Origin of the sequence: Actinoplanes utahensis, from assembly GCF_016862455.1 — a bacterium.
Lineage (GTDB): Bacteria > Actinomycetota > Actinomycetes > Mycobacteriales > Micromonosporaceae > Actinoplanes > Actinoplanes utahensis.
On sequence record NZ_BOMZ01000030.1, the window covers coordinates 13032 to 28856 of the forward strand.

Genomic DNA, 15825 nt, shown 5'->3' on the forward strand with positions numbered 1-15825 from the left:
GGGCGACGTTCTTTAACATTCATCGGTGCATATCGAGTTCACCCACACCCGCACTCCTGAATACTTCCGGCGCCAGTTCGCCCGGGGCGCCGACATGATCGTCGGGCCGGTCCGGATGGTCGGCGTCATCGTCGCCTTCGCCGCGCTGTTCATCGCGCTCGCCGGGGAGTTCGCCCCGAAGGCCCTGTTCACCGGCGGCGCGCTGCTGGCGCTGGCGGCCGCGCTGTTCGGGTTCGCCTTCTGGCGATGGAAGCGTGCGGTGACCGTGCCGGAGAGCTGGCTCAACCCGCGGACCTGGGTGCTCACCACCACGAGCTTCACCTCGTCCACCGAGAACTCGTCCGCCGAGGTCGACTGGAGCGCGTTCGGGTCCGTGCAGGTGACCGAACAGGCCTACCTGCTCGTCACCAGACAGGCGAAGATCTACGACATCCCCCGCGAGCCGCTGACCGCCGAACAGGACGCCGAGCTCCGGGCGTTCCTGCACGACCTGGCGCCGGCCGCGGGATGAACATCCAGTTCAGTCGCGAGGAGCCGCTGCGCATGCCCGGCCACGAGGGCTCCCGGCGCCTGATGTGGTGGTGGAACGGCGCGATCGCGATCCCCCTGCTGATCGTCGGCGCCGGCGGGACCTTCCTCGCCTGGCGTTCCCACTCGCCCGGCGACGTCAAGGCGGCGGCCGTGCTCTTCCTCACCGTCGGCACGATCGCCCTCACCCGTGCGCTGTACGTGTACCGGCGGGTCCGGCGCCTCGTCGAACCGCAGCCGGAGCACTGGCTCGTCACCGACGAGACGATCGAGGTCCGCACCATGGAAGGACGCCGTACCTGGAAGTGGGCCGGGATCCGGTCGGCCACGGTGCGCCCGGACCGATATGTTCTCGCCGGCCCGCAGACGCTGGAACTGCCCCGCCCCGACGACGCCGCGGATCGTGCCGAACTGGACGAATTCCTCAGCCGGTTGACCCGTGCGGGGGATCAGCACGGTCGATCGAGTTGATCCGGCGGGATAGCCTCGCACTATGCAGCCCGATCCGCGCTGGCAGCGCCCACCCGTACCACCCGTCACGGGCTGGTGGTTCCTCGTGCCGCTGTTCACCTGCGGCTTCGCCACCCCGCTGATGGTGCTGATCGGCGGGTCGCGCCTGCGCTCCCGGTTCCACCAGATCTGCGCGGCCGGCTATCTCGCCCTGATCTTCGTGCTCTGCGGGCTCGCCAGCGTCCGCGACGACGGCGCCGAGACCGGTTTCCTCAGCGGGCTGTACGCGTTCAGCTACCTCACCCTGTGGATCGGCGGCACGGCGCACACCGCGGTCCTGCAGACCCAGGTCCGCAACGCCTTCTTCCGGTACGCCACCCAGCAGTACCCACCGGGCGCCGGCCCCGCGCCGCACCACCCCGGGCTGACCTACTACCCGCAGACCCCGCCGGCCTGGCACCAGTCGCTGCGGGTCGATCCGGCGCTGGCCGCGGCGCAGTGGCGGGCCGCCCGTCGCGAGGAGGCCCGCCAGCTGCAGTCCAGTCAGCCGGCTCTGGCGTCCGAACTGATGATCGGACGCCCCGACCTGCCCGGCCGTCAGTACGACGACGGTGGGCTGATCGACGTCAATCACGTGCCGGCCGACCTGATGATGCGTCACCTGTCGATCGAGCGGCCGCTCGCGGAGCAGATCGTCGCGGCCCGCGAGCTGCACAACGGTTTCACCGCCCCGGAGGAGCTGGTCGTCTTCTGCGACGGCCTCACCCCCAACAAGCTGGAGCTCTTCCGCGACCGCCTGATCTTCATCCCTCGTTAGCACTGCTACGGCGGTTGCCCGCCTCCGGTCCGCGGTGGTTCTCTCCCATCATGCTCCGGTACGGGCCACGCGACGTCCCGTGCCTCGCGGCGGCCACGGCGGGCCTTCCCGCACGACCGTCCCCGGCTGCGGGTCATGCACGCCCGTCCCGGTCACCCCGGTCCGCCGCCGGGCATCCGCCGTAGCGGTATCAGGCCGCCGGCTGGGCGGCGACCGGGCGGGGGTCGTGGAGTGGGTCGAGCTCGTACATGCGGGCCTCGGCCAGGTCGAAGTACATGCCGGCGAGGCGCAGACGGCCGGCGGACTCGGCGGCGCGGACCGTCGGGTAGGTCCGCAGGTTGGTGAGCTGCTGGAGGACGTTGTCGGCGCAGCAGCGTTCCTCGTCGGTGACGTCGCTGAACCGTACCGTGGAGAGATCCAGCCAGGCGCCGAGCGACGAGCCCGGACCGGCCGCGCCGTTCATCAGGGCCCGCACCGCGCCGCAGCCGGAGTGACCGCAGACGGTGATGGTGGTGACGCCGAGGATGTCCACGGCGTATTCGACGGCCGCGCCGACCGACGTGTCGCCGGAGCCGTGCGCCGGGACGATGTTGCCGATGTTGCGGACGCAGAACAGGTCGCCGGGACCGCTCGCGGTGATCAGGTTGGGCACCACGCGCGAGTCGGCGCAGGTGATGAAGAGCTGCTGCGGGCGCTGGCCGTCGCGGGCCAGGTCGGCCAGTTGGGGCCGGACCAGCGGGGCCACGTTGCGCTCGAACTCGGCGATGCCGACCGCCATGGCGTCCCTGCGCTGCTGGTCCATGTCCTGCCAGCGGGACCAGGAGCCGACCAGCCGCGGGGTGCGTTTGCCGCCGCCGAGCCGGCCCGAGGTGGCCTGGTGGAACCAGGAGTCGTGCACCTCCCGGATGGTCACCGAGCCGCCGGCCCGTTCGTACCCGGATCGCCAGTCCTTGATCGTCTCGAAGGCCCCGTGGTCCAGGTAGTCCAGGTGCAGCTCCAGGTCGACGGCCTGGCCGGGCGGCAGGGCGTGCAGCTCGCGGCTGAGCCGGGCCGACTCGACGAACGACAGGGTGCCGTTGATGGTGACCAGCCAGGAGCCGGGGGCGCGCTCGACCCGGCGGATGTCCGAGCGGGTGAGCCGCCAGAGGATCAGCGTGGCCGCGGTGATCATGCCGAGGGCGACGCCGGTGAGCAGGTCGGTGCAGACGACGCCGAGCGCGGTGATCAGATAGGTGGGCAGTTCCCGGTGCCGGGCGTAGGTGCGGATCTGGGCCAGGCTGACCAGCCGCAGCCCGACGACGATCAGCACGGCGGCCAGCACCGCCATCGGGATGGTCTCCAGCAGGTCGGCGAAGAGCAGCACGAACGCCGCGATCCACAGACCGTGCATGATCGCTGACGCCCGGGTACGCGCCCCGGCCGCCACGTTCGTCGAGCTGCGCACGATGACCCCGGTGACCGGCAGGCCGCCGAGCAGCCCGCAGGTGGTGTTGGCGACGCCCTGGGCGACCAGTTCCCGGTTGAGGTCGGCGCGGGGGCCGTCGTGCATCCGGTCCACGGCGACGGCGGAGAGAAGCGACTCCACGCTGGCGACGATGGCGATGGTCAGCACCGCCACGGTGATCTCGCGCAGCGGGGCGTCCGGCCAGGCCGGCCGGATCAGGCCGGCCAGCGGTTCGTCGGGCAGGCGGACCCGTTCCACGTCGGCGCCCATGGCGGTGGCCAGCGCGGTCATCGAGACGACGGCGACCAGGGCGGCCGGCAGCAGGGAGATCTTGACCAGGCGCGGCCAGATGATCAGGATCCCGACGGTCAGCGCCCCGAGCAGGGCGGCCGCGCCGTGGTGGGCGGCGATCTGACCGGGCAGGTCGATGAGGTTGTGCCAGGCCGAGCTCTGCGGGGCGCCGCCGAGCATCACGTGCACCTGGCTGAGCGCGATCACCAGGCCGATGCCGGCGAGCATGCCGTGCACGACGGCGGGTGACAGGGCGAGGGCGGCACGGCCCAGCCGGGACGCGCCGAGGACGATCTGGACCAGGCCGGCGACCGCGACGACGGCGGCCGTGCCGGCGAAGCCGAATTCGGCGACGGTCCCGGCGACGATCACGGTGAGCCCCGCCGCAGGCCCACTGACCTGCAGCGGGGCGCCGCCTAACGCGCCCGCGACGATGCCGCCGACGACTGCGGCGACCAATCCAGCGAGTAGGGGAGCCCCCGAGGCCGCGGCGATACCCAGCGACAACGGGATGGCGATCAGGAACACGACGATGGACGCCGGCAAGTCCCGGCGCAACAACTGCGTCAAGTCGGACATTTCGGCAATGTACCCAATGATGGTTAACGGGTCATTACGTAAACGCCCCTTACCGTCAAGACACAGCAAACTGCCGCCTGGCTGTCAGCCAGGCGGCAGGAGATGCAGGTCCGGCTGGTCGTCACGGCCGTCTCCGCGCGGAGACGGCCGTGACGACCAGCCGGGGTCGAACCTCAGCCCTTCCAGACCTCCTGGTTGGCCTCGTAGATCTCGCGCAGGATGGCCGGCACGTCGTAGGTGAGCTTCCAGTCCGGGTAGTGCTCCTCGAACCGGCCGGTGCCGCTGATCCACCACTGGTGGTCGCCCATCCGGTTCTGGTCGACGTACTCGGTGCGCGCCTCGAGACCGGTGATCTCCTCAGCGATCTTGAAGGCCTCGATGTGCGAGCAGTTGGAGAACCGGCCGCCACCCATGTTGTAGATCTCGGCCACCCGCGGCGCCTTGTGGAACGCCTCGAACGCGGTGATCAGGTCGTGCGAGTGGATGGCGTCGCGGACCATCTTGCCCTGGTAACCGAAGATCTTGTACGTCCGCTGCTCCATCACGCAGCGCATCACGTACGCCAGGAAGCCGTGCAGCTCAGCCGCCGAGTGACCCGGACCGGTCAGCGTGCCGCCCCGGAACACCGCGGTCGGCATGTCGAAGTACCGGCCGTACTCCTGGACCATGATGTCGGCCGCGACCTTCGAGGCGCCGAAGACCGAGTGCATGCTGTTGTCGATCGACATCGTCTCGTCGATGCCGCCGTACCACCGGTGGTCCTCGGGCAGCTCCCAGCGCGTCTCCAGCTCGACCAGCGGCAGCGAGTTCGGGGTGTCGCCGTACACCTTGTTGGTCGAGGTGAAGATGAACGGGGCGTCCTTGGCGTAGCGCCGGGCCGCCTCCAGCATGTTGATCGTGCCGACCGCGTTGACGTCGAAGTCGGTGAACGGCTCGCGGGCGGCCCAGTCGTGGCTCGGCTGCGCGGCGGCGTGGATGACCAGGCCGATGTTCGCGCCGAGGCCGCTGAAGAGCCTGTCGAGGCCGTCCCGGTCCCGGATGTCGATGCTGTGGTGGGTGTACCGGTCACCGACCTCCTTGGTCAGCCGCTGGAGGTTCCACTGGGTGGAGCCGTCGGCGCCGAAGAAGTAGCCGCGCATGTCGTTGTCGACCCCGACCACGTCCATGCCGAGAGCGGCGAAGTGCCGGACGGCCTCGGATCCGATGAGACCGGCGGACCCGGTGATTACCACGACGCTGCTCATTGCTGACCTCCGGAGGTGTCTGGCGTCACCGGGCGAGACTACCGGTGAGCTGGAACAGTCTGGCCGCCGGTCGCCGGGTGTCGTGATCGTCATGTTCGACGGTGGCACGAAATGGGCACGTCACTGATTCGCCACATCCGATGGGAAGGCTCCTGCGGATACAAGGCCATTGCCGACAGATTGCGAAGGCGGTCGCGATGACGGAGTCCCTGCAGGTTTCCAGCCCCCACACGTCCGGGCGGGCCGCATCGACGCTCGGCGTGGAGGAAGAGCTCCACGTCGTCGATCTCGGGACGCGGGAGCTCGTACCCCGGGCCCCGGAGATCCTGGACCGGCTGGACACCACCCACTTCTCCGCCGAGCTGCACCGCTCGGTCGTGGAGACCAACACCCCGGTGGCGGCCACCCTGGACGAGCTGCGCACCGGCATCACCGCCCGGCGCCGGGAGGCGATCGGCGTCGCCGAGGCGCTCGGGCTGGGCCTGGTCGCCGCGGGCACCGTTCCGCTCGTCGACCTGGACGCGCTGCCGGTGACGCCGACCTCGCGGTACCGGCGGATGCTGCACGAGTACCAGATGCTCGTCCGGGAGCAGCTGATCTGCGGCACCCAGGTGCACGTGGGGGTGCCCGACCCGGACGAGGCGGTGTCGGTCGCGCAGCGGGTCACGCCGGTGCTGCCGGTGCTGCTCGCCCTCTCCACCAGCTCGCCCTACTGGATGGGTGAGGACTCCGGGTACGCCAGCATCCGCTCGCTGGTCTGGTCGCGCTGGCCGACCGCCGGCGACAGCGGTCCGCTGCACTCGGCCGCCGAACACGAGGCGCTGGTCAGCGACCTGATCGCGTCCGGGACGATCAGCGACCCGAAGATGGTCTACTTCGACGTCCGGCCGTCCGCGCACGTGCCCACGGTGGAGCTGCGGGTCACCGACGCCAGCCCGGACGTGGAGACGGTGGTGCTGCTCGCCGGGGTCTTCCGGGCCCTGGTGCAGCGTGCCCAGGCCGAGCACCGGGCCGGGATCGCGCTGCCCGTGTCCCGGCCGCCCCTGCACCGGGCCGCGATGTGGCGGGCCGCCCGCTCCGGTCTGGAGGGTGATCTGCTGGACCTGCCCCGCTCGCCGGTCCCGGTGCCGGCCGCCGTCGCGGTCGAGCGGCTGGTCGCCGACCTGCGCCCGGAGCTGGAGGAGACCGGCGACTGGGACCAGGTGTTCGACCTGACCCTGCGGGCGCTGAGCCGGGGCAGTTCGGCGGCGCGGCAGCGGCGGGCGCTGGCCCGGCGCGGCCGTCTCTCCGACGTGGTGGACCTGCTGATCGCCGACACCCGCGGCGGGGTCACCGAGGCGGGCCCGGCCGGGACTCCGGCGCCGGCGCTTATCGAGGCGTACGCCGCCGACGGTGACGAGGCCTTCCCCAGCGGCCGGGTCGCCCCGGCGTACGCGGGGATCCTGCCGGTGCTCACCTCGCTGGGCGCGACCGGCCTGCGGCAGCGCGAGGACGCCCGCGACGACGAGCAGCGCGCCCGTGGCATCACGTTCAGCGTGGCCGGTGAGGCCGCCACCCGGCTGTTCCCGTTCGACCTGGTCCCCCGGATCGTCCCGGCCGCCGACTGGAAGCACCTGGAGCAGGGGCTCGTCCAGCGGGTCAAGGCGCTCGACGCCTTCCTCGGCGACGTCTACGGCGAACGGCAGGTGGTGGCCGACGGGATCGTGCCGGAGTGGGTCATCAACGGCTCTCCGGAGCTGCGGGCCAGCGGCGCGCTGATCAGCCGCCCGGCGGTCCGGACCCAGGTGGCCGGCGTCGACCTGGTCCGGGACGGCACCGGGAAGTGGTGTGTGCTGGAGGACAACCTGCGGGTGCCGTCCGGGATCGCGTACGCCATGCAGAACCGCCGCCTGACCTGGAGCGTCCTGCCCGAGGTGCCGCGCCCCGCCGCGCTGATCTCGGTGGAGAAGACGCCGCAGCTGCTCAAGCAGGCGCTGCTGGAGGCGGCCGGCCCGGCCGCCGGGGACGATCCGGCGCTGGTGGTGCTCAGCCAGGGCCCGGACGACTCGGCCTGGTTCGAGCACCGGATGCTGGCCGAGGCGATGGAGGTCCCGGTCGTCCGCAGCACCGAACTGTTCGTCGACGAGGGGCGGGTGTGGCGCCTGCGGGACGGCCACCGGCACCGGGTCGACGTGATCTATCTGCGGATGGGTGAGGACAGCCTGGTCCACTCGCCCGGCGCGGACGGCATGCCGCTGGGCCCGAGCCTGGTCTCGGCGCTGCACGCGGACACCGTGGTGCTGGCCAACGCGCTCGGCAACGGCGTCGCCGACGACAAGGCGGTGTACGCCTACGTCCCCCAGCTGATCGAGTACTACCTCGGCGAGAAACCGCTGCTCGCCGACGTCCCCACCTACCTGTGCGGGATCCCGGAGCAGCGGGCCGCGGTGCTGGGGCGCCTGGACGAGCTGGTCTGCAAGCCGGTCGACGGGTACGGCGGCGACCGGATCGTGATCGGCCCGCACGCGACCGCCGAGGACCTGGACGCGCTGCGCCGGCAGATCAAGGCGGCCCCGCACCGGTGGGTCGCGCAGGAGGTGGTGCAGCTCTCCACCCATCCGGTCTTCGACGGCCACCGGCTCGCGCCGCGGCACGTCGACCTGCGGGCGTTCGTCTTCACCGGCAAGGAGTCGGTGGTCGCGCCGGCCGCGCTGACCCGGGTCGCCCCGGCGGGCAGCATGATCGTCAATTCCTCCCGGGGCGGCGGCTCGAAGGACACCTGGTTGCTCGGATAGAAGGAGGATTTTATGTGCGGGATCGCCGGAGAGATCGTTCACGGCGACCGGCGGGCGGACCCCGAGGCGATCAGGCGGATGCTGCCGTGTCTCGAGTCCCGGGGCCCGGACGGCGAGGGGCTCTGGGACGGCGGGCGGATCACTTTCGGCCATCGCCGTCTGCGGATCATCGACCTGTCGGAGGCCGGCGCCCAGCCGATGACGGACGAGCGGCTGGGCCTGACCGTGGTCTTCAACGGCTGCATCTACAACTATCGGGAGCTGCGCGACGAGCTGAGCAAGGACGGCTACGAGTTCTTCTCGACCTCGGACACCGAGGTGATCCTCAAGGCGTACCACCGGTGGGGCGCCGACTGTGTCACCCGGTTCCTCGGGATGTTCGCCTTCGCGATCGCCGAGCACGCCAGCGGGACCGTCACGCTGGCCCGGGACCGGCTCGGGATCAAGCCGCTCTACCTGGCCGAGTCGCCGGGCCGGCTGCGGTTCGCCTCGACGCTGCCCGCCCTGCTCGCGGCGGGCGGGGTGGACACCACCATCGACAAGGTGGCGCTGCACCACTACATGACGTTCCACTCGGTGGTCCCGGCGCCCCGGACCATCCTGGCCGGGGTGCGCAAACTGCCACCCGCGACGGTACGGGTGATCAGAGCCGACGGGACGTCCACCGAGCGGGTGTACTGGGAGGCGTCGTTCACCCGCCCGGTGCTGGCCTCGGAGCAGGATTGGATCGAGGCCGTCCGGGACAAGCTCCGGCAGGCCGTGGAGCGGCGGATGGTCGCCGACGTGCCGGTCGGTGTGCTGCTCTCCGGCGGGCTGGACTCCAGTTTCATCGTGGCGCTGCTGGCCGAGCAGGGTCAGCGCGGGCTCACCACGTTCAGCATCGGGTTCGACTCGGGCGGCGGGGAGAGCGGGGACGAATTCGAGTACTCCGACCTCGTCGCCAAACAGTTCGGCACCGAGCACCATCAGATCAGGATCGGTCAGGAGCGGTTCCTGCCGGCGGTCGGGCGGACCGTCGCGGCGATGAGCGAGCCGATGGTGAGCCACGACTGCATCGCGTTCAATCTGCTCAGTGAAGATGTTGCGAAGCATGTCAAGGTGGTGCAATCTGGGCAGGGGGCGGACGAGATCTTCGCCGGTTACAGCTGGTATCCGCCCCTCGACGGGGTGCCCCGGGAGCAGGCCGTCGAGGCGTACGCGAAGGAGTTCTTCGACCGCCCGCACCGCGACCTGACCCGGCAGCTCAACCCGGAATGGCTGGCCGACCGGGACGTCAGCCGCGAGTTCGTGGAGGCCGGCTTCGGCCGGCCCGGCGCCACCACCGCGGTCGATGCCGCCCTGCGCCTCGACTCGCAGGTGATGCTCGTGGACGACCCGGTCAAACGGGTGGACAACATGACTATGGCGTGGGGGCTGGAGGCACGCGTACCGTTCCTGGATCACGAACTGGTGGAACTCGCGGCGGCCTGCCCGCCCGAGCTGAAACTGGCCCGTGACGGCAAGGGAGTGCTCAAGGACGCAGCCCGCGGGCTGGTCCCGGACGAGGTCATCGACCGGCCGAAAGGCTACTTCCCGGTGCCCGGCATCCGGCACCTGGAAGGACCGGTGCTGGACCTGGTCCGCGACGCGCTGCACGCGCCGGCCGCCCGGGACCGGGCGCTGTTCCGGCCGGAGTACGTCGAGGCGCTGCTCGCCGACCCGAACACCCCGCGCACCACGCTCGGGGCGAACCAGTTGTGGCAGCTCGCGCTGCTGGAGTTGTGGTTGCAGAACAGGGGGATCTAGCTCGATGGAAGGTCAGCTCCACCGGATCGACGTGACCGTGCTGCCGTCGGGCTGGACCCGGATCGAGTCGGTGATGGCCGGCAACTGGTCGCCGGCCCTGTCACCGGACGGGCGGCACATGGCGTACGTCTCCGACCGGAGCGGCTCGCCCGCGGTCTGGGTGCAGCCGGTCGGCAGTGAGCTGGCCTTCCAGGTCGACACCGGGCCCGAACCGGTGTCCGCGGTGCGATGGTCGTCCGGGGGCGGGTGGCTGGCCTGCCAGATCTCCCCCGGCGGCGCGCCCCGCCAGGAGGTGTGGCTGATCCGCCCGGACGGCACCGACCTGCACCAGGTCGCCGGGTTCGGCGCCGGCACCGCGGACAACATGCGCTGGCTGCCGGGCCGCCCGGTGCTGGCCCTCACCGAGAACCTGACCACCGCCGTGCTGATCGACGTGGTCGAGGGCAGGCGGACGGTGATCGCGGAGGGCGACCTCCTCACCCTGCTCGACGTGGATCCGGCGGGGCGCTTCGCGCTGCTGCGGTACGGGCCCCGCGGCGCCCGGGACATCGTGCTGCGCGACCTGTCCACCGGTGCGGAGAAGCCGGTGACCCGCGGCGAACGGGCCGTCTTCAGCCCGGGCGGCGGCTGCGTCTACGCCCTCAGCCTGGACGGCGAGTTCCCCGCCCTGCTGCGCATCGCCGGCGACGCCGTCGAAGTCCTCGCCGGTTTCCCCACCACGTCCCACTCCGACGTCCCGCCGTCGTCCCCCGCCCCGACTTCATCCCCGGCCGCGCCTTCCTCCGCCGTCCTGGCGGAAGCGACCGCGCCGGCCGGGCTGCCCGGCGAGGTGGAGGACTTCACGATCACCGCGGACGGGCGTACGGCCGCGGTGTTGTGGAACGTCAGAGGAGGCGAGTCCGAGGTCGCGCTGATCGGCCTGGACCACGACGCCGATCGCGCCCCGGCGCCGATCCCGGCCCTGCCCGGTCCGGTGGTCAGTGGGCTGACCTGGAGTTTCGACGGATCGGCACTGGGCTTCACCGCCGAAGGGCCGGGGCAGCCGCACGGTGTCTGGGTGTGGACGCGGGAGCCCGACGAGGTCCGGGCCGTCTCCGCCGAGCCGGCCGCGCCCGACGCGATCCGGCCCGTGCTCCTGAGCCTCCCGGCACATGACGGGCTGACGCTGACCGGATGGCTGTTCCGCCCGCGCACGCCCGGCCCCCATCCCACAGTGGTGTGGCTGCACGGCGGGCCGGAGGCGCAGGAACGGCCCGGGCACGGCCCGCTCTTCCAGACCCTCACCGACCGGGGCATCGCCGTCTTCGCCGCCAACGTGCGCGGCTCGTCCGGGTTCGGGCGGTCGTTCGTGAACGCGGACAACGGCGCGCTGCGGTACGGGGCGATCGAGGACGTCCGGACCTGCGTGGAGCACCTGCGCGGCAGTGGGATCGCCGGCCGGATCGGGGTGATGGGCCGGTCCTACGGCGGTTACCTCACCCTGGCGGCGCTGACCCGGTTCCCGGAGCTGTTCGACGTCGGCATCGACATCTGCGGCATGTCCGACTTCATGACCTTCTACCAGCACACCGAGCCGTGGATCGCCGCCGCCGCCGTCAGCAAGTACGGCCATCCGGTCCACGACGCCGACCTGCTGCACGACCTGTCGCCGATCAACCGGATCGGCGACCTGCGGGCCCCGCTGATGATCGTGCACGGCGCCAACGACAGCAACGTGCCGGTCATCGAGGCGGACCAGGTCGCTGCCGCCCTGACCGAACGTGGTCACCCGCACCGCTACCTGCTCTTCCCCGGTGAGGGGCACGAGCTGCTGCACCGCTCGTCGCGCGAGACGTTCCTGACCGAGGTCCTCGACTGGCTCCACACCCACCTGTGTGTCGAGCCCGGCCCGAACGCCGACCCCGAATCCACACGCTGAGGTGACCGCACGCCGAGGTGACCGCGGCATTCCAGGCCGCACCCTCGAAGCCGCCGGGCTCGGACCTCGCACTCCGGGCCGCGCGCTCGAAGCCGCACGCCCGGCCACGTGCTCGGGCCGCACGCTCGAAGCCGCACGCTGCGAGTCGCCCGCTCCGGGCGGCCCGCTCGGGCGGCAGTGAGCAGACGCACGTTGCCGCAGGCCCCGGTAAGGGAGAAGTCTGGAAGGGCACGTTACCGACGAGCGGAAGGCGTCTCATGGGCCTGCGTCCCTGGGCGGTGTGGGCCGCGGGACTGGCCGCCTACATCGTCGCCGTGCTGCATCGGACCTCCCTCGGGGTGGCCGGGCTCGACGCGCAGGAGCGGTTCGGGGTCGGCGCGAGCGCCCTCGCCGTCTTCGCGGTGCTGCAGCTGGTGGTGTACGCCGGCCTGCAGATCCCGGTCGGCCTCCTTCTTGACCGCTTCGGATCACTGCGACTGGTGGTCGTCGGCGCGCTGGTCATGGCGGCCGGGCAGACCGTGATGGCGTTCGCCGACGGGCTGAGCGGGGCCATCCTCGCCCGGGTGCTGGTCGGCGCGGGCGACGCGATGACGTTCATCAGCGTGCTCCGCCTGGTGCCGCACTGGTTCCCGTCTCGCCAGGTGCCGGTGCTGACCCAGCTCACCGGGATCTTCGGGCAGACCGGGCAGGTGCTGTCGGCGATCCCGCTCGCCGCGCTGCTGGCCGGCCCCGGGTGGAACCCGGCGTTCCTCAGCACCGCCGCCGCGGGGGTGTTCGTCGCGCTCGTCGCGCTCGCCACCTTGCGGGACACACCAGACCGCCGGATCAACAGCGGCACCACGATGAGCTGGCAGCAGCTCGGCACCGATCTGGGCAGCTCGTGGCGGCATCCGGGCACCCGGCTCGGCCTGTGGGCGCACTACACCACCGCGTTCACCGGGGCGGTGTTCGCACTGATGTGGGGGGTGCCGTTCCTGATCGCCGGGGAGGGCCTGAGCCGCGGCACGGCTGGTGCACTGCTGACCGTCTTCGTGGTGACCGGCATGGCGGCCGGGCCGATCCTGGGCCTGCTCACCCAGCGGCACCCGCGCCGCCGTTCCTGGCTGGTGCTCGGCATCGTCGCGATCATCATGGTCGCCTGGCTGATCGTGCTGGCCTGGCCGGGCCGGGCGCCGCTGCCGGTGCTGGTACTGCTGGTGGTGGCCCTGGGCCTGGGCGGCCCGGGCTCGATGATCGGTTTCGACTTCGCCCGCAGCTTCAACCCGCCGAGCCGCCTGGGCACCGCGACCGGTCTGGTGAACGTGGGCGGTTTCGTGGCCGCGCTGGTCACGATCGAGCTGATCGGCCTGATCCTGGACGCCCGGACCGGCGGCGGTAACGACTATCACATCGACGATTTCAAGGCGGCGATGTCGGTGCAGTTCCTGGTGGCAGCGGTGGGTGTGGCGGGCATTCTGCGCACCCGGCGCCTCGCCCGCCGCCGGGTCGAAGCCGAGGCGTCGGGTTTGGAGTCGGGCGTGGAGGTAAAGGCTTCCTGATTCACGCAGTCCAGCGCAGGGATGCAGGAGGACATGACTGTTCAGGCGGAGGGCCGTTTCTGGTCCGGCATCGACATTCCGAAGACCGTCGCCGGCACACTCGCCGCCGTCTCGGCGGCCGTGCTCGGCTCCTTCCTCGGGGTCGCCGGGACTCTGATCGGGGCCGCCCTGGCCAGCGCGATCAGCTCGATCGGCACCGAGATCTACCATCGTTCCATCGACCACGGCCGCAAGAAGCTCCAGTCCACGTTCACGGTCGCCCCGGCCGCGGCGGGCACCCCCGAGGTGCCGGCCGCCGAGGAGCCACCGTCCGGCGAGGCCCCGAGACGCATTCACTGGAAGCGGGTGGCACTGGTCGCCGGGGCGTTCTTCGCCCTCGGCATGGGCATTCTGACCACCGCCGAGATGTTCGCCGGCCGTTCCGCCGCCGACGTGACCAGCGGCCGGGACAGCGGCAGCCCCACCATCACGTTCCCGGTCGGCAGCGACGACCGCGACGACCGCAACCAGGACGAGCAGGAACGACAGCCCGCTCCGGCCACGTCCGCGGAGGCACCGGCCACCACGACGACGGAGCAGCCGGCCCCCACCGATCCGGCGACCACCGCTCCCACCGAGCCCGCCCCGGCCGATTCCGCCCCCACCGGCGCCACTCCCACGACCGGCGATCAGCCGGACACCGGAGGCGCTCAGCCGGAACCCACCGCTCCTGACGCGGGCACCGGCACCGGACAGGCGGGGAACGACGCGGGAACCGGCCCGGGACAGGCAGCGAACGACGCGGGCGGCGGCCCGGGACAGACAGGGGAAACAGGGGAATAGGACGGGTCCGCGTCCATCGCTTCGTTCGGCGCGCCGCATCCGCGGACCGCGCCGAACGAAGCGGTCCGCGGGTGGGGTCCGGTCACCGCTCGGCTGGTTGTCAGTGCTGTCTCAACGCAGCTGAGACAGCACTGACAACCAGCCGGACCGAACCGGAACCCCGAACCTAGGCGGAGGCGGGCTCGGAGAAGGGCAGCCGGACCAGGAAACGGGTGTCGCCGGGCTGGGACTCCACCTGGATGTCGCCGCCGTGGCTGTTGACCACGATCCGGTACGAGATGTCCAGGCCGAGCCCGGTCCCCTCGCCCACCGCCTTGGTGGTGAAGAACGGCTCGAAGATCCGCTTGCGGACCTCGGGTGTGATCCCCGGGCCGCTGTCGCCGATCGACACGATCAGGCGGTCGTCCACGGCGTAGGTGCGGACCGTCAGCGTCCCGGAACCCGCCATCGCCTGGACCGCGTTGTCGATCAGGTTGGTCCACACCTGGTTCAGTTGCGCCGGGTGGGCCGGGATCTCGGGCAGGTCCCGGTCGTAGTCCTTGACCACCCGTACCCCCTCGCCGATCTTGTGGGCGAGCATCACCAGGGTGCTGTCCAGACCCACGTGCACGTCGATCCACTGATGTGCGGACCGGTCCACGTGCGAGTACTGCTTGGCGGCGTGCACGAGTTTCGACACCCGGCCGGTGGCCTCCTCGATGTCGCTCATCAGCTGCTCGGTCTCCAGCGCGTACCCGATCCAGTGGATCGCCTGGTCCAGCAGCTCCGGCGAGTCGAGCCGGGACTCCAGGTCGGTGAGGCAGCCGGTGTCGATGCCGCCCTGGGCGAAGACCGGCGCGAGGTCCCAGGCCGCGGTGATCTCGCGGTCCTCCATCCAGTCGCCGAGCTGATCCTCCAGGTCGGCCGTCTGCAAAGCGGTCATGGCGGGGGCTTTGGCGGCCCGTTCGATCACCTCCTCCTGCAGTTCGAGGAGGGCGGTGAGCCGGTCCGGGGCGACCTTGCCGGCGGCGAGCTTGCCGAGTTTCATCCGCATCGCGCCGACCCGCTGGCGCAGCGCCCCGGTGGCCCGGGAGGCGGCCGCGGCCGGGTTGTTCAGCTCGTGCATCAGGCCGGCGGAGAGAGCGCCGAGAGCGGCGAGCCGCTGCCGTTCCCCGATCGCCGCCTGCGAGCTCTGTATCCCGAGGGCGAGACCTTCGAGCAGGTGGATCGCCATCGGGAACCAGTCACGCATCAGCCCGCCGAAGTCGTCGGCGGAGAGCACGAAGAACTCGCTGTCCGACAGCGCCCGCATCGACGCCTGGTAGGTGCGGGGGATCCCGTCGTCGCGCAGGTAGGCCTGGGTCGCGCCCATGTAGACGCCGCGCTGCTCGGTCCGGACCGTGGTCACCTCGTCCTGCCCGACCCGGCGGGTCAGCGTGATCGTGCCGGTGAGCAGCACGAAGAACGAGGTGGCCGGGTCGCCTTCGCGCAGGACCAGGCCACCGCCGGGCACCCGCATGGTGCAGCCGTGCTCGGCCAGCCACGCGAGCTGGTCGTCGGTGAGTTTCTCGAACAGGAACAGGGTGCGCAGCTCGGCAGGGGTGAGCCGGCCCGGTTCGCAGGGTTCGAGACGGATCTCGTCAGCGTCGGACATGG

11 protein-coding genes are annotated in these 15825 nt (G+C 71.3%); 8 read left to right on the forward strand and 3 right to left on the reverse strand.

What is annotated here, in order from left to right; translation table 11 throughout:
* The first annotated feature begins 25 nt into the window (after window positions 1-25).
* From Aut01nite_RS09685 to Aut01nite_RS09695, 3 genes are read left to right on the forward strand one after another with little or no spacing between them, the layout of a single operon-like run.
* Window positions 26-511 (forward strand): YcxB family protein, encoded by a 486-nt coding sequence (locus Aut01nite_RS09685; RefSeq protein ID WP_043523027.1) that lies wholly within the window; start codon window positions 26-28, stop codon window positions 509-511.
* Window positions 512-543: 32 nt separating this feature from the next.
* Entirely contained in the window at window positions 544-999 is a 456-nt protein-coding gene (locus tag Aut01nite_RS09690; protein WP_152628509.1) for a hypothetical protein, read from the forward strand.
* A 22-nt stretch (window positions 1000-1021) separates the two neighbouring features.
* Window positions 1022-1795: a ComEA family DNA-binding protein gene (locus Aut01nite_RS09695; RefSeq protein ID WP_052163272.1), complete on the forward strand. Its 774-nt coding sequence runs from the start codon at window positions 1022-1024 to the stop codon at window positions 1793-1795.
* Between the two features lie 190 nt (window positions 1796-1985).
* On the opposite strand, the gene Aut01nite_RS09700 is transcribed toward Aut01nite_RS09695, so the two are convergent.
* Entirely contained in the window at window positions 1986-4109 is a 2124-nt protein-coding gene (locus tag Aut01nite_RS09700; protein ID WP_052163273.1) for a SulP family inorganic anion transporter, read from the reverse strand.
* A gap of 173 nt (window positions 4110-4282) precedes the next feature.
* A complete protein-coding gene (locus Aut01nite_RS09705; protein ID WP_043523030.1) occupies window positions 4283-5353 on the reverse strand; it encodes an NAD-dependent epimerase/dehydratase family protein in 1071 nt (356 codons plus the stop codon).
* 197 nt (window positions 5354-5550) lie between these two features.
* On the opposite strand from Aut01nite_RS09705, the gene Aut01nite_RS09710 reads away from it, so the two are divergent.
* From Aut01nite_RS09710 to Aut01nite_RS09730, 5 genes are all read left to right on the forward strand, one after another.
* On the forward strand, window positions 5551-8127 hold the full coding sequence (locus tag Aut01nite_RS09710; RefSeq protein WP_052163274.1) for a carboxylate--amine ligase/circularly permuted type 2 ATP-grasp protein: 2577 nt from the start codon (window positions 5551-5553) through the stop codon (window positions 8125-8127).
* Window positions 8128-8139: 12 nt separating this feature from the next.
* A complete protein-coding gene (locus Aut01nite_RS09715; protein ID WP_043523032.1) occupies window positions 8140-9912 on the forward strand; it encodes an N-acetylglutaminylglutamine amidotransferase in 1773 nt (590 codons plus the stop codon).
* A gap of 4 nt (window positions 9913-9916) precedes the next feature.
* Entirely contained in the window at window positions 9917-11830 is a 1914-nt protein-coding gene (locus Aut01nite_RS09720) for a S9 family peptidase (RefSeq protein WP_052163275.1), read from the forward strand.
* 257 nt (window positions 11831-12087) lie between these two features.
* The gene (locus Aut01nite_RS09725) at window positions 12088-13368 is read left to right on the forward strand and encodes an MFS transporter (protein WP_043523033.1); all 1281 of its coding nucleotides are present in this window, start codon (window positions 12088-12090) and stop codon (window positions 13366-13368) included.
* Between the two features lie 33 nt (window positions 13369-13401).
* Window positions 13402-14190, forward strand: a complete 789-nt coding sequence (locus tag Aut01nite_RS09730; protein ID WP_152628510.1) for a hypothetical protein — start codon at window positions 13402-13404, stop codon at window positions 14188-14190.
* A gap of 166 nt (window positions 14191-14356) precedes the next feature.
* Here Aut01nite_RS09730 and Aut01nite_RS09735 read toward each other — a convergent pair whose 3' ends face one another.
* Window positions 14357-15823 (reverse strand): ATP-binding protein, encoded by a 1467-nt coding sequence (locus Aut01nite_RS09735; RefSeq protein WP_043523035.1) that lies wholly within the window; start codon window positions 15821-15823, stop codon window positions 14357-14359.
* Window positions 15824-15825 lie beyond the last annotated feature (2 nt).

Excerpts from the sequence above, each read along its gene's own strand:
- Aut01nite_RS09690 (WP_152628509.1), top strand. The coding sequence starts at position 544 with ATGCCCGGCCACGAGGGCTCCCGGCGCCTGATGTGGTGGTGGAACGGC.
- Aut01nite_RS09695 (WP_052163272.1), top strand. The coding sequence starts at position 1,022 with ATGCAGCCCGATCCGCGCTGGCAGCGCCCACCCGTACCACCCGTCACG.
- Aut01nite_RS09700 (WP_052163273.1), bottom strand. The coding sequence starts at position 4,109 with ATGTCCGACTTGACGCAGTTGTTGCGCCGGGACTTGCCGGCGTCCATC.
- Aut01nite_RS09705 (WP_043523030.1), bottom strand. The coding sequence starts at position 5,353 with ATGAGCAGCGTCGTGGTAATCACCGGGTCCGCCGGTCTCATCGGATCC.
- Aut01nite_RS09710 (WP_052163274.1), top strand. The coding sequence starts at position 5,551 with ATGACGGAGTCCCTGCAGGTTTCCAGCCCCCACACGTCCGGGCGGGCC.
- Aut01nite_RS09715 (WP_043523032.1), top strand. The coding sequence starts at position 8,140 with ATGTGCGGGATCGCCGGAGAGATCGTTCACGGCGACCGGCGGGCGGAC.
- Aut01nite_RS09720 (WP_052163275.1), top strand. The coding sequence starts at position 9,917 with ATGGAAGGTCAGCTCCACCGGATCGACGTGACCGTGCTGCCGTCGGGC.
- Aut01nite_RS09725 (WP_043523033.1), top strand. The coding sequence starts at position 12,088 with ATGGGCCTGCGTCCCTGGGCGGTGTGGGCCGCGGGACTGGCCGCCTAC.
- Aut01nite_RS09730 (WP_152628510.1), top strand. The coding sequence starts at position 13,402 with ATGACTGTTCAGGCGGAGGGCCGTTTCTGGTCCGGCATCGACATTCCG.
- Aut01nite_RS09735 (WP_043523035.1), bottom strand. The coding sequence starts at position 15,823 with ATGTCCGACGCTGACGAGATCCGTCTCGAACCCTGCGAACCGGGCCGG.